This is a genomic window from Pseudomonas sp. NFX98, from assembly GCF_047784845.1.
Lineage (GTDB): Bacteria > Pseudomonadota > Gammaproteobacteria > Pseudomonadales > Pseudomonadaceae > Aquipseudomonas.
The window spans coordinates 150,816-163,498 of sequence record NZ_JBLNNF010000006.1 but is presented as its reverse complement, the minus strand read 5'-3'; the positions used below and the strand labels follow the sequence as shown (position 1 = coordinate 163,498).

The following is a 12,683-nucleotide window of genomic DNA, read 5'->3' as shown; positions in this document are numbered from 1 at the left end:
CCTACAGGTTTTTTGTTTGATCTCAACCGCGCTTGGTCAGGCCCATTTTTGCCCGACCTTCCGCCGGGGTCAGCACGCGGGCACCGAGGCGGCTGAGGATTTCGCTGGCGCGTTCGACCAGTTGGCCATTGGTGGCCAGTACGCCCTTGTCCAGCCACAGGTTGTCTTCCAGACCGACCCGCACGTTGCCGCCCAGCAGCACCGCTTGCGCGGCCATCGGCATTTGCATGCGACCGATGCCGAAGCCAGCCCAGACCGCATCGGCCGGCAGGTTGTCGACCATGGCTTTCATGGTGGTGGTGTCAGCCGGGGCGCCCCACGGGATGCCCAGACACAGCTGGAACAGCGGGTTGTCGAGCAGGCCTTCCTTGATCATCTGCTTGGCGAACCACAGGTGACCGGTGTCGAAGATTTCCAGCTCGGCCTTCACACCCAGCTCTTGAATGCGTTTGGCACCAGCACGCAGCTGGGCCGGGGTGGACACGTAAATGGTGTCGCCGTCGCCGAAGTTCAGGGTGCCGCAATCGAGGGTACAGATTTCCGGCAGCAACTCTTCAACGTGGGCCAGACGGGTCAGCGGGCCGACCAGGTCAGTGTTCGGACCGAACTCCATCGGGTTCTCACCGGCGCCGATTTCCAGATCACCACCCATGCCGGCGGTGAGATTGACGATGATGTCGACGTCCGCTTCGCGGATGCGCTCCATCACTTCGCGGTACAGCGCCACGTCACGGCTGAACTTGCCGGTTTGCGGGTCGCGAACGTGGCAGTGAACCACGGTGGCACCGGCCTTGGCGGCTTCCACGGCGGCAGCGGCAATTTGTTTCGGGGTGACCGGAACGTGTGGGCTCCTGGCGGTCGTGTCGCCAGCACCGGTGAGTGCGCAGGTGATGATGACGTCGTGGTTCATTTGGCGGTTCCTTACAGGGGAGATTGCAGGCGTAGTGGTGCCGTCCGCAGCCCTGTCGGGCTGCGAATCGGTGGTTCGGTTCAGAAAAAAGAGCGGATTACTTACTGGTCAGTTTCAGGTTTTCAGCAGCCGGTTTGCCGTCGAAAGTGGTCACACCTTCAAGCCAGCGCTGCTTGTCTTGCGGGTGATCCTTGAGCCATTGCTTGGCCGATTCGAAAGCGTCCTTGTGATCCAGCAACGGCTGCATCATCCGGCTCTCGTCTTCGGCGGTGAACGTCAGGTTGCTCAGCAGGCGACCGATGTTCGGGCATTGATCGGCGTACTTCGGCGCGGTGACGGTCCAGACAGTCGCCATGCCTTCGTTCGGGCCGAGGGCGTCGTCGCTGCCGGTGAGGTAGGTCATCTGCACGTTGACGTTCATCGGGTGCGGCGCCCAGCCGAAGAACACCACGGCCTCTTTGCGGCGCACGGCGCGATCGACGGCGGCGAGCATGCCGGCTTCGCTGGATTCGACCAGTTGGAATTTGCCAAGGCCGAACTGATTCTTGGCGATCATCGCCTTGATCTGGGTGTTGGCGCCCGAGCCAGGCTCGATGCCGTAGATCTTGCCGCCCAGCTCTTTTTCGAACTTGGCGATGTCGGCGAAAGTCTTCAGGCCTTTGTCGGCGAGGTAGGTCGGCACGGCCAGGGTGGCGCGGGCATCTTTCAGGCTCGGCGCTTCAAGCACCTTGACCTGGTTGGCGTCGACGAATGGGGTAATGGTCTGGGTCATCAGCGGGTTCCAGTAACCCAGGAACAGGTCCAGGCGCTGATCGCGGATCCCGGCGAAGATGATTTGCTGGGAGGCGCTGGTTTGTTTGGTGCTATAGCCGAGGCCGTCGAGCAATACCTGGGTCATCGCGCTGGTAGCGATTACGTCGGTCCAGTTCACCACGCCCATGCGCACATTCTGGCAAGAGGCGGGTTCGGCGGCCATGACGCTGGCGCTCAGCAAAGCGGTACCACTGAGTGCAAGAACACAGCTGCTGATCAGTCGTTTCATTCTCAGGTTCCTCGGCAGTTTCATTATTGTGGGTCCGGACATCTTTGTGCGCCGGTGATGCCAAGTTACGCAGCTAAGCCGCCATGAAAGCGCACTGCGGCGACCAGCTCTTGCACTGCAGCGACCTGACCTCTTGAATGCCTGTTGCAAGTGGCGTATCTACATCCTCACGCTACCCGTCCTCTCGCTACCAGCCATCGAGTGCGCTCCATGTCTCAGGATTTCTATTTCTTGTTGATGCCGGGTTTTTCGGCCATTGGATTTATCTCGGCCATCGAGCCGTTGCGGGTCGCCAATCGCTTTCGCGGCGAGCTCTATCGCTGGCATGTATTGAGCGCGGATGGCGGGGCGGTGCTGGCCAGCAATGGCATGTCGGTCAACGCCGATGCGGCGCTGGAGCCGCTGAAAAAAGGCGCGACGCTGTTGGTGGTCGCCGGCTTCGAGCCGCTGAAGTTCGCCACCCCGGCGCTGGAGCACTGGCTGCGCCGACTGGACAATGAAGGCGTGACCCTCGGCGCCATCGACACCGGCAGCTTCATTCTCGCCGAAGCGGGCCTGCTCGACGGCCATCGCCTGACCCTGCATTGGGAAGCCATCGACGCCTTCAAGGAATCCTATCCACAGCTCAGCGTCACCCAGGAACTGTTCGAGATCGACCGTCGGCGCATCACCTCCGCCGGCGGCACCGCGTCCATCGATTTGATGCTGGATCTGATCGCCCAGGGCCACGGTCCGGAGCTGGCGATCCAGGTCAGCGAACAATTCGTGCTCGGCCGCATCCGCCCGCGTAAAGACCACCAACGCATGGAGGTTGCCACGCGTTATGGCATCAGCAACAAGAAGCTTGTTCATGTGATCGGGGAAATGGAGCAACACAGCGAGCCGCCGCTGAGCACGCTGGCACTGGCGGAATCGATCAAGGTGACGCGACGGCAACTGGAGCGCCTGTTCCGTTTGCACCTGAACGACACACCGAGCAATTTCTATTTGCGACTAAGGCTGGAAAAAGCCCGGCAATTGCTGCGGCAGACCGACATGAGCGTGCTGGAGGTGAGCATCGCCTGCGGCTTTGAATCGCCGTCGTATTTCACCCGCAGTTATAGGGCGAAGTATGAGCGCTGCCCGCGGGAGGACCGACGGACCGCAAAAGCATGAAATACCCGAAAACCTTGTAGGAGTGAGCCTGCTCGCTATAGCGGTCTGTCAAACACATTCATGTCGACTGATAGACCGCTATCGCGAGCACGCTCACTCCTACAGTTTTACAGCGGTGCCTAAACTTACCTCTTCACCAACGCCGAACACGCCGCCTTGTACGCCTCATGCTGATACTTGTTCAGCGTCTCCGGCAGCTCGACACTGAATTTCTTGCACTGCGCCGTAATCGTCTGCGGCGACAACAACGTCACCTCGCAATTCTCCAGCAACTGGAACACACCCTCGATCTTGAACGTGGTCGGCCCACCGGCGAATTCACCTTTCTTGCCGCGCTTCTTGATCGCGATGCGGTCGATGGAGTTCTCACGCACGAACGACGCAACCTGCGCGGCGAACAGTTTGACGTTAGCCGCCTCGTCATCATCGTCGAGGGCGATTTTCTTGGTATTGAGGGCGGCGTGACTCAGGGCCGTACCGTCGAGGGACGCCACGGCGATGATCGCTTCACTGCCTTTGATTTCGATGCCGCAGACTTTCATGTTGAATCCCTTGACTGGCTGATTGCGTGCAGCTTACAGCTCAAGTTGACTGACCATTGCATTACTCCTGCCCAATCGACTCCAAAAACTCCGACCGCTCATCACTCATCCGTGCTACGCAATCGTTCTGCGCCATGGTGAACGCCTTGCTGCCGGTTGTAGCCGGGAAGGCTTCCACGGCGCAGTCGGCGTCGCGGGTTTTCAGCCATTGGGCTTGGGCGGCTTTGATTTTGGCGCTGATGTCGGCCAATTGCGTCGGGTTCTTGCCGTAGAGCGACTGCATGCGCTCGTTGAGGCTTTTGAGGTTTTCGCTCAGCAGGTCTTCGGCGGTGGTTTTGCTGAAGGCCGAGCATTCCAGGGTCTGGATGTCGTTTTCGACTTTGTCGCAGGGGTTGTCGTCGGACTCGTCCGCTGCGTGTACGCCGGTCGCAATCAGTGCCAAAGCCAGAAGGATGGATTTCATTCAGGTCGCCGCTCTATTCCAGTGATGGGGCGAATTCTGGCCCAAGCGGACGGGCTTGAACAGGTCGCCAATAGTGCCTGGCGACGACCCTTTGTCGCGGATTGACGCTTTCGGCAATTCCCCTGTCGTTTTTGCACCCGGCTGCCCCTGCACCGAGGCATATGCTGGCCCCAAAGCGCCGGCAGACGATTCGGCGCATGAATCGCCAATAAGGGGACGCCTGATGAGCCCAGCCGAATTACACGCCGACAGCATCGTTATCGACGGTCTGATCATTGCCAAATGGAACCGCGAGCTGTTCGAAGACATGCGCAAGGGCGGTTTGACCGCGGCCAACTGCACCGTGTCGGTGTGGGAGGGCTTTCAGGCCACCGTCAACAACATCGCCGCCAGCCAGAAGCTGATCCGCGAGAACAGCGACCTGGTCATTCCGGTGCGCACCACCGCTGACATCCGTAAAGCCAAGGAGCAGGGCAAGACCGGCATCCTCTTCGGCTTCCAGAATGCCCACGCCTTTGAAGACCAGATCGGCTATGTCGAAGTCTTCAAGCAGCTTGGCGTCGGTATCGTGCAGATGTGCTACAACACCCAGAACCTGGTCGGCACCGGTTGCTACGAGCGTGACGGCGGCCTGTCGGGCTTCGGTCGCGAAATCGTTGCCGAGATGAACCGCGTTGGCGTGATGTGCGACCTGTCCCACGTCGGCTCCAAGACTTCCGAAGAAGTCATCCTCGAATCGAAAAAACCGGTGTGCTACTCCCACTGCCTGCCGTCGGGCCTGAAAATTCACCCGCGCAACAAATCCGATGAAGAACTGAAGTTCATCGCCGACCACGGCGGTTTCGTCGGTGTGACCATGTTCGCGCCGTTCCTGGCCAAAGGTATCGATTCGACCATCGACGACTACGCCGAAGCCATCGAATACACCATGAACATCGTCGGCGAAGACGCCATCGGCATCGGCACCGACTTCACCCAGGGTCACGGCCAGGACTTCTTCGAATACCTGACCCACGACAAGGGCTACGCCCGTCGTCTGACCAGCTTCGGGAAGATCATCAACCCGCTGGGCATCCGCACCGTCGGCGAGTTCCCGAACCTGACCGAAACCTTGCTCAAGCGCGGCCACTCCGAGCGCGTGGTGCGCAAGATCATGGGCGAGAACTGGGTGAACGTCCTCAAGGATGTTTGGGGCGAGTAACCCGACTTCCACAAAACGAAACCTGTAGCAGCTGCCGAGGCACGAGGCTGCGATGGGCTGCGAAGCGGCCCCCGAGGGCGGTCCTGCGGACCACAACGCAGCCTCGTGCCTCGGCAGCTGCTACAGGACGACACGACAACACAACGAATTTTCTGGAGTTAAGTTTCCATGGCCAAGATCGCCCCGCAATTGCCTATCGAAGTCGACAGCGAAACTGGTGTCTGGACCTCCGACGCCCTGCCGATGCTGTACGTACCGCGCCATTTCTTCGTCAACAACCACATGGGCATCGAAGAGGTTCTGGGCGCCGACGCCTATGCCGAGATCCTCTACAAGGCCGGCTACAAGTCCGCCTGGCACTGGTGTGAAAAAGAAGCCGAATGCCACGGCCTGGAAGGCGTCGCGGTGTTCGAGCACTACATGAAGCGCCTGTCGCAGCGCGGCTGGGGCCTATTCAAGATCCAGGACATCGACCTCGACAAAGGCACCGCCAGCGTCAAGCTCGAACACTCGGCATTCGTCTACGTGTACGGCAAGGTCGGGCGCAAGGTCGATTACATGTTCACCGGCTGGTTTGCCGGTGCGATGGATCAGATCCTCGCCGCTCGCGGCAGCAAGATCCGCACCGTGGCCGAGCAAGTCTACGGTGGCTCCGAAGAGGGCCATGAAGACGGCTTGTTCACCGTCAAGCCGTTGTAAGTCGAGGAACCCGCCATGGCTTTCGAAGCAATGTTCCAGCCGATCCAGATCGGCAAACTGACCATCCGCAACCGCGTGCTCAGCACCGCGCACGCCGAGGTCTATGCGACCGACGGCGGCATGACCACCGACCGGTACGTCAAGTATTACGAAGAGAAGGCCAAGGGCGGGATCGGCCTGGCGATCTGCGGCGGTTCGTCCGTCGTGGCGATCGACAGCCCGCAGGAATGGTGGAGCTCGGTGAACCTGTCCACCGACCGCATCATCCCGCATTTCCAGAATCTGGCCGACGCCATGCACAAGCACGGCGCCAAGATCATGATCCAGATTACCCACATGGGCCGTCGCTCGCGTTGGGACGGTTTCAACTGGCCGACGCTGATGTCGCCGTCCGGCGTGCGTGAGCCGGTGCACCGTGCGACCTGCAAAACCATCGAGCCGGAAGAAATCTGGCGGGTGATCGGCAACTACGCGCAAGCAGCACGCCGCGCCAAGGCCGGTGGCCTGGACGGTGTGGAATTGTCGGCCGTGCACCAGCACATGATCGACCAGTTCTGGAGCCCGCGGGTCAACAAGCGTACCGACGAATGGGGCGGCACTTTTGAAGGCCGCATGAAGTTCGGCCTGGAAGTCTTGAAGGCCGTGCGCGCCGAAGTCGGTGACGATTTCTGCGTGGGCATGCGCATCTGCGGTGACGAGTTCCACCCGGACGGTCTGTCCCATGAAGACATGAAGCAGATCGCCAAGTATTACGACGACACCGGTATGCTCGATTTCCTCGGCGTCGTCGGCTCGGGTTGCGACACCCACAACACCCTGGCCAACGTGATTCCGAACATGAGTTATCCACCGGAGCCGTTCCTGCATCTGGCGGCCGGGATCAAGGAAGTGGTGAAGGTTCCGGTGCTGCACGCGCAGAACATCAAGGACCCGAACCAGGCCACGCGCATTCTGGAAGGCGGTTACGTCGACATGGTCGGCATGACCCGCGCGCACATCGCTGACCCGCATCTGATCGCCAAGATCAAGATGGGCCAGATCGACCAGATCAAGCAGTGCGTCGGCGCCAACTACTGCATCGACCGTCAGTATCAGGGCCTGGATGTGTTGTGCATCCAGAACGCGGCGACCTCCCGTGAATACATGGGCCTGCCGCACATCATCGAAAAAACCACCGGCGTGAAACGCAAGGTTGTGGTGGTCGGCGCCGGCCCTGCGGGGATGGAAGCCGCTCGCGTTGCCGCTGAACGTGGCCACGACGTGACCCTGTTCGAGAAGAAAGAATTCATCGGCGGGCAGATCACTACGGCGTCGAAAGCGCCACAACGGGACCAGATCGCCGGTATCACCCGCTGGTATCAGCTGGAACTGGCACGCCTGAAAGTCGACCTGCGGCTGGGCACTGCGGCGGATGCGCCGACCATCATGGACCTGCGTCCGGATGTGGTGGTGCTGGCCGTCGGTGGTCATCCGTTCATCGAGCAGAACGAACACTGGGGCGCGGCTGAAGGCCTGGTGGTCAGCAGTTGGGACGTGCTCGATGGCAAGGTGGCGCCAGGCAAGAACGTGCTGGTGTACGACACTATTTGCGAATTCACCGGCATGTCGACCGCCGACTTCATCGCGGACAAGGGCAGCCAGGTCGAGATCGTCACAGACGACATCAAACCGGGCGTGGCCATTGGCGGTACGTCGTTCCCGACTTACTACCGCAGCATGTACCCGAAAGAAGTGATCATGACCGGCGACATGATGCTGGAGAAGGTCTACCGCGAAGGCGACAAGCTGGTGGCGGTGCTGGAAAACGAATACACCGGCGCCAAAGAGGAGCGGGTGGTGGACCAGGTGGTCATCGAAAACGGCGTGCGCCCGGATGAGGAAATCTACTACGCGCTGAAGGAAGACTCGCGCAACAAAGGCCAGATCGACGTCGAAGCCTTGTTCGCGATCAAGCCGCAACCTTGCCTGGAGCAGAGCGGCGACGGCTACCTGCTGTTCCGCATCGGCGACTGCGTGGCGCAGCGGAACGTGCATGCGGCGATCTATGACGCATTGCGGTTATGCAAAGACTTCTAAGTCCGGCAAACCCCCTGTAGGAGCTGCCGAAGGCTGCGATCTTTTGATTTTGCTTTTCAAGATCAAGATCAAAAGATCGCAGCCTGCGGCAGCTCCTACGCCGACCGTGTTTCTCCAAGATGTACTGGTGGGAGCTTCACCATGTTGAACACCCTTCTTCCAATCCTGTTGTTCGCTGCCCTGGGCCTTGCGGTTCTGGGCGCGTTGCGGCGGGCAGCCATGTGGCGCCGGGGCCGGGCTTCGAAAGTCGACCTGATCGGCGGCCTGTTCGCCATGCCCAAGCGTTACATGGTCGACCTGCACCACGTGGTGGCGCGGGACAAATACATCGCCAACACCCACGTCGCCACCGCTGGCGGCGCGGTGGCGTCCATCGTGCTGGCGATTCTGGTGCATGGTTTCGGTTTGCATAACCGCATCCTCGGTTATGCACTGTTGCTGATGTCGGCGGTGATGTTCGTCGGCGCGATCTTCGTCTACCTGCGTCGACGCAACCCGCCTTCACGGCTGTCGAAAGGCCCGTGGATGCGCCTGCCGAAAAGCCTGCTGGCGTTCTCGGCATCGTTTTTCCTGCTGACTCTGCCGGTGGCCGGGATCCTGCCGGAAAACTTTGGTGGCTGGCTGTTGGCGGCGATTCTCGGGGTTGGCGTGTTGTGGGGCGTGTCGGAACTGTTCTTCGGCATGACCTGGGGCGGGCCGATGAAACACGCCTTCGCCGGTGCCTTGCACCTGGCTTGGCACCGTCGCGCCGAACGCTTTGGCGGCGGTCGCTCCACCGGTTTGAAACCGCTGGACCTCAACGACCCGACCGCGCCGTTAGGCGTGGAAAAACCCAAGGATTTCACCTGGAACCAGTTGCTCGGTTTCGACGCCTGCGTGCAGTGCGGCAAATGCGAAGCCGCGTGCCCGGCATTCGCCGCCGGCCAGCCGTTGAACCCGAAAAAGCTGATTCAGGACATGGTCGTCGGCCTCGCTGGCGGTACCGATGCCAAGTTCGCTGGCAGTCCGTATCCAGGCAAGGCCATCGGCGAACACGCTGGCAATCCGCATCAACCGATCGTCAACGGTCTGGTCGATGCCGAAACCCTGTGGTCGTGCACCACTTGCCGCGCTTGCGTCGAGGAATGCCCGATGATGATCGAGCACGTCGATGCCATCGTCGACATGCGTCGTCACCTGACCCTGGAAAAAGGCGCGACCCCGAACAAGGGCGCCGAAGTCCTGGAAAACCTGATCGCCACCGACAACCCGGGCGGCTTTGCGCCGGGCGGGCGGATGAACTGGGCGGCGGACTTGAACCTCAATCTGTTGAGCGAAAAGAAATCCACCGACGTGCTGTTCTGGGTCGGCGACGGCGCTTTCGACATGCGTAACCAACGCACCTTGCGCGCGTTCGTCAAAGTGTTGAAAGCAGCGAAAATCGACTTCGCCGTGCTTGGCCTGGAAGAGCGCGACAGCGGTGACGTGGCGCGACGCCTGGGTGACGAAGCGACCTTCCAGTTGCTGGCCAAACGCAACATCCAGACCCTGGCCAAGTACAACTTCAACCGCATCGTCACTTGCGATCCGCACAGCTTCCACGTGCTGAAAAACGAATACGGCGCCTTCGACGGCAACTACCTGGTGCAGCACCACAGCACCTACATGGCCGAAATTATCGAGGCCGGTGCGCTGAACCTCGGCCAGCACAAAGGCGATAGCGTGACCTATCACGACCCGTGCTACCTCGGCCGCTACAACGGCGAATACGAGGCACCGCGTCAGGTCTTGCGCGCGCTGGGGATTGAAGTCAAAGAGATGCAACGTTCCGGTTTCCGCTCGCGCTGCTGCGGCGGTGGTGGCGGCGCGCCGATCACCGACATTCCGGGCAAGCAGCGGATTCCCGACATGCGCATGGAAGACATCCGCGAGACCGGCGCCGAACTGGTGGCCGTGGGTTGCCCGCAATGCACAGCGATGCTCGAAGGCGTGGTCGAACCTCGGCCGCTGATCAAGGACATCGCCGAACTGGTGGCCGATGCATTGCTTGAAGACGAAATGCCCAAGCCGTCTACACCGGCCAAACGTGAACCTGCGGAGGTGCATTGATGAGCGATATTATCCGCCGCGACCCCCGCGCCGAATGGATCGCCCGTAACCGCTTGCATCCGCTTCACGCGGCCATGCAGTCGGCGCAGCACAGCTGGATGGGGCCGAACGGTGTCATCCGCAAGAACCTGCACGGCATCGGTTTTATCGGCCCCAACGGCATCAAGCGCATTGACCGCAGCGGCGCTCAACAGGGCGGAGCCACCAAGCGCACCGCCGCCGTTGAAGTGCAATTGCCGCTGCATCAAGTGCCTGCACCGGCGTTCTACATCTGCGTGGTGCCGGACATGGTCGGTGGCCGCTTGGGCAGCCACGACCGCGACCTGCTGGGCCTGGCTCATCAACTGGCCGGCAAGGACGGTGCGGTGCTGGCCGTGGTCTTCGGTGAACACAAGGAAAGTGCATTCGCCACCGCCGGCGTCGATCGCTTGCTGGTGCTCGATGGCGAAGAATTCAGCGGTTATGCACCGGAGCAACGTGTCCAGGGCTTGCGGGCTGTGGATAACCAGTTCAGCCCGCCTCACTGGTTGCTGCCCGACAGCCGCAGCGGTGGCGGCGAATTGGGCCGGCGCTTTGCGGCCGCACTGGGCGAACGCCCGGCCACGCGGGTCTGGCAGGTCAAGGATCAGGAATGCATCGGCCGCGCCGGTGCGGGTCTGCAAGACTTGGCTCGACCAGTTGCGCGCTTGATTCTGGCCGCCGTGGAATGTGCCGAGCCGGTCAGTGAAACCCGTCACGAAGCGTTGCCGGTGGAGTTATCCACAACCGTGGCGCGCAGTCTCTCGCGCATCGAGGATCTGGGCGCAGTGGCAGTGGACCCGGCGGCGATTCCGATGGCCGAAGCCGAGTTCATCTTCTCCGGTGGCAACGGGGTCAAGGATTGGGAGTTGTTCCACCAGACGGCTGCGGCCCTCGGCGCCACCGAAGGTGCGTCGCGGGTGGCGGTGGACGATGGTTTCATGGCCCGCGACCGTCAGGTCGGTGCATCCGGCACCTGGGTCACTGCACGGGTCTACGTGGCGGTGGGGATTTCCGGGGCGATCCAGCACCTGCAAGGCATCGGTGCCTGCGACAAGGTGGTGGCGATCAACCTCGATCCTGGCTGCGACATGATCAAACGTGCCGACCTGTCGGTGATCGGCGAGAGCGCCGAGATTCTTCGAGCCTTGATCGCGGCGGTAGAGGCTTACCGCAACGACGCCAAGCGCGATGCGGCTTAAGGGAAGGAAAGGGTTATGAGCACGAAAATCATCAGCCTGGTGTCCATCGGCGCCCACCCGACTTCCGGTCGGCCACGCCGCGCGGAGCAGGATGCGCGGGCGGTGGAACTGGGTCTGCAACTGGCTGGGGATAACTTGCAGGTGCTGCATGCCGGTGATGTTGCCGAGCCGGCACTGCGTGCCTATCTGGGCATGGGTCTTGAACAACTCCACGTGCTGGAGCAACTGCAAGGCGCCGACGCGCTGCCGGCGTTGACCGCGTATTTGCGTGACGCCGGGGCACAAGTGGTGCTGACCGGCAGTCAGGCCGAAACCGGTGAAGGCTCGGGCATGTTGCCGTTTCTGCTGGCGGAAAGCCTCGGTTGGCCGCTGGTGGTGGGGCTGGCGCAGGTCGAGTCCATCGACGGTGGTTCGGCGCTGGTGCTGCAAGCCTTGCCCCGTGGTCAGCGTCGTCGTTTGAAAGTGCGGCTGCCGTTTCTGGCGACTGTGGATAACGCTGCGCCGAAGCCTCGGCAGAGTGCTTACGGCCCGGCTCGGCGCGGGGTGTTGCAGGCTGATGACGTGGAAGTCGTCGACGATGAACTGTTGGCGGTCGCCACCTTGCAACCTGCCAAGCCACGGCCAAAACGCTTGAAGGTGATCAAGGCCAAGAGCGGCGCCGATCGTATGAAAGCTGCAACCGCGAAAGCCAGTGGCGGTGGTGGGCAAGTGCTCAAAGGCGTCACGGCGCAAGCCGGGGCGGAGGCGATTCTCAAGTTGCTGATTGAAGAAGGCGTGGTTCGCTGACGCGTTGTGTAGGAGCTGCCGCAGGCTGCGATCTTTTGATCTTGTTTTTTACAATCAAAGTCAAAAGATCGCAGCCAGCGGCAGCTCCTACAGGTGGAATGTATAACCTGGCAGAGAAAAAATAATGAGTGTCGTGTTTCGCTCGGCAGTACGGACAGATGCGCGAGAGATCGCGCGTCTGTTCCAAATCTCATCAGAAGGCGCTTCAGACTACATCTGGAGCCAATTGGCGGAACCCGGCCAGGACTTGCTGGATGTGGGCACTATTAGATACGCCCGCGATGACGTGGATTTCTCTTACCAGAACGCCTGATTGCCGAGGCTGACGGTCAAGTCATCGGCATGCTGCACAGCTACGTGATGCGCCACGATCCTGAGGCTGTGCCAACCACCGACCCGGTACTGGCGCCGTACGCCAAGACCTGCCAGGTCGCACCTCATCCATTGATCCGCGTCGCGGGTGACGCCTATCTTATGCACAGGCCCTGATCCTGCTTCAGG

General features: G+C 61.1%; 11 protein-coding genes and 1 pseudogene. 8 read left to right on the top strand and 4 right to left on the bottom strand.

What is annotated here, in order from left to right; genetic code table 11:
* Window positions 1-22: 22 nt before the first annotated feature.
* Window positions 23-910, bottom strand: coding sequence for a 3-keto-5-aminohexanoate cleavage protein (locus ACM110_RS09915; protein ID WP_008008106.1), 888 nt, complete (start codon window positions 908-910; stop codon window positions 23-25).
* Between the two features lie 97 nt (window positions 911-1,007).
* Window positions 1,008-1,952 (bottom strand): choline ABC transporter substrate-binding protein, encoded by a 945-nt coding sequence (locus ACM110_RS09910; RefSeq protein ID WP_338583597.1) that lies wholly within the window; start codon window positions 1,950-1,952, stop codon window positions 1,008-1,010.
* Between the two features lie 210 nt (window positions 1,953-2,162).
* On the opposite strand from ACM110_RS09910, the gene ACM110_RS09905 reads away from it, so the two are divergent.
* Window positions 2,163-3,107: a GlxA family transcriptional regulator gene (locus ACM110_RS09905; RefSeq protein ID WP_416127625.1), complete on the top strand. Its 945-nt coding sequence runs from the start codon at window positions 2,163-2,165 to the stop codon at window positions 3,105-3,107.
* Between the two features lie 125 nt (window positions 3,108-3,232).
* Here the strand turns inward: ACM110_RS09905 and ACM110_RS09900 are convergent, their stop codons facing one another.
* Window positions 3,233-3,649 (bottom strand): DUF3010 family protein, encoded by a 417-nt coding sequence (locus ACM110_RS09900; protein WP_416127624.1) that lies wholly within the window; start codon window positions 3,647-3,649, stop codon window positions 3,233-3,235.
* 61 nt (window positions 3,650-3,710) lie between these two features.
* Entirely contained in the window at window positions 3,711-4,112 is a 402-nt protein-coding gene (locus ACM110_RS09895) for a lysozyme inhibitor LprI family protein (RefSeq protein WP_416127623.1), read from the bottom strand.
* A 223-nt stretch (window positions 4,113-4,335) separates the two neighbouring features.
* Between ACM110_RS09895 and ACM110_RS09890 the strand changes: the two genes are divergently transcribed.
* From ACM110_RS09890 to ACM110_RS09860, 7 genes and pseudogenes are all read left to right on the top strand, one after another.
* Window positions 4,336-5,313 (top strand): dipeptidase, encoded by a 978-nt coding sequence (locus ACM110_RS09890; protein WP_008033250.1) that lies wholly within the window; start codon window positions 4,336-4,338, stop codon window positions 5,311-5,313.
* Window positions 5,314-5,481: 168 nt separating this feature from the next.
* Window positions 5,482-6,012 carry a DUF5943 domain-containing protein gene (locus ACM110_RS09885; protein ID WP_060542338.1) on the top strand — a complete coding sequence of 177 codons (531 nt, stop codon included), beginning with the start codon at window positions 5,482-5,484 and terminating at the stop codon, window positions 6,010-6,012.
* A 15-nt stretch (window positions 6,013-6,027) separates the two neighbouring features.
* Window positions 6,028-8,088 (top strand): dimethylglycine demethylation protein DgcA, encoded by a 2,061-nt coding sequence (gene dgcA / locus ACM110_RS09880; RefSeq protein ID WP_416127622.1) that lies wholly within the window; start codon window positions 6,028-6,030, stop codon window positions 8,086-8,088.
* A gap of 141 nt (window positions 8,089-8,229) precedes the next feature.
* Window positions 8,230-10,176 carry a dimethylglycine demethylation protein DgcB gene (gene dgcB, locus ACM110_RS09875; RefSeq protein ID WP_416127621.1) on the top strand — a complete coding sequence of 649 codons (1,947 nt, stop codon included), beginning with the start codon at window positions 8,230-8,232 and terminating at the stop codon, window positions 10,174-10,176.
* Window positions 10,176-11,396: an electron transfer flavoprotein subunit alpha/FixB family protein gene (locus ACM110_RS09870; protein ID WP_416127620.1), complete on the top strand. Its 1,221-nt coding sequence runs from the start codon at window positions 10,176-10,178 to the stop codon at window positions 11,394-11,396. Before dgcB ends, ACM110_RS09870 begins: the two co-directional genes overlap by 1 nt.
* Window positions 11,397-11,411: 15 nt before the next feature.
* The gene (locus ACM110_RS09865; RefSeq protein ID WP_416127619.1) at window positions 11,412-12,182 is read left to right on the top strand and encodes an electron transfer flavoprotein subunit beta; all 771 of its coding nucleotides are present in this window, start codon (window positions 11,412-11,414) and stop codon (window positions 12,180-12,182) included.
* A 124-nt stretch (window positions 12,183-12,306) separates the two neighbouring features.
* A pseudogene (locus ACM110_RS09860) lies at window positions 12,307-12,671 on the top strand (hypothetical protein).
* The last annotated feature ends 12 nt before the right edge of the window (window positions 12,672-12,683 follow it).

What these genes read in the sequence shown, in the direction of transcription:
- ACM110_RS09915 (WP_008008106.1), bottom strand. Translation starts at nt 910, where the DNA reads ATGAACCACGACGTCATCATCACCTGCGCACTCACCGGTGCTGGCGAC.
- ACM110_RS09895 (WP_416127623.1), bottom strand. Translation starts at nt 4,112, where the DNA reads ATGAAATCCATCCTTCTGGCTTTGGCACTGATTGCGACCGGCGTACAC.
- ACM110_RS09900 (WP_416127624.1), bottom strand. Translation starts at nt 3,649, where the DNA reads ATGAAAGTCTGCGGCATCGAAATCAAAGGCAGTGAAGCGATCATCGCC.
- ACM110_RS09865 (WP_416127619.1), top strand. Translation starts at nt 11,412, where the DNA reads ATGAGCACGAAAATCATCAGCCTGGTGTCCATCGGCGCCCACCCGACT.
- ACM110_RS09885 (WP_060542338.1), top strand. Translation starts at nt 5,482, where the DNA reads ATGGCCAAGATCGCCCCGCAATTGCCTATCGAAGTCGACAGCGAAACT.
- ACM110_RS09910 (WP_338583597.1), bottom strand. Translation starts at nt 1,952, where the DNA reads ATGAAACGACTGATCAGCAGCTGTGTTCTTGCACTCAGTGGTACCGCT.
- ACM110_RS09890 (WP_008033250.1), top strand. Translation starts at nt 4,336, where the DNA reads ATGAGCCCAGCCGAATTACACGCCGACAGCATCGTTATCGACGGTCTG.
- ACM110_RS09905 (WP_416127625.1), top strand. Translation starts at nt 2,163, where the DNA reads ATGTCTCAGGATTTCTATTTCTTGTTGATGCCGGGTTTTTCGGCCATT.
- dgcB (WP_416127621.1), top strand. Translation starts at nt 8,230, where the DNA reads ATGTTGAACACCCTTCTTCCAATCCTGTTGTTCGCTGCCCTGGGCCTT.
- ACM110_RS09870 (WP_416127620.1), top strand. Translation starts at nt 10,176, where the DNA reads ATGAGCGATATTATCCGCCGCGACCCCCGCGCCGAATGGATCGCCCGT.
- dgcA (WP_416127622.1), top strand. Translation starts at nt 6,028, where the DNA reads ATGGCTTTCGAAGCAATGTTCCAGCCGATCCAGATCGGCAAACTGACC.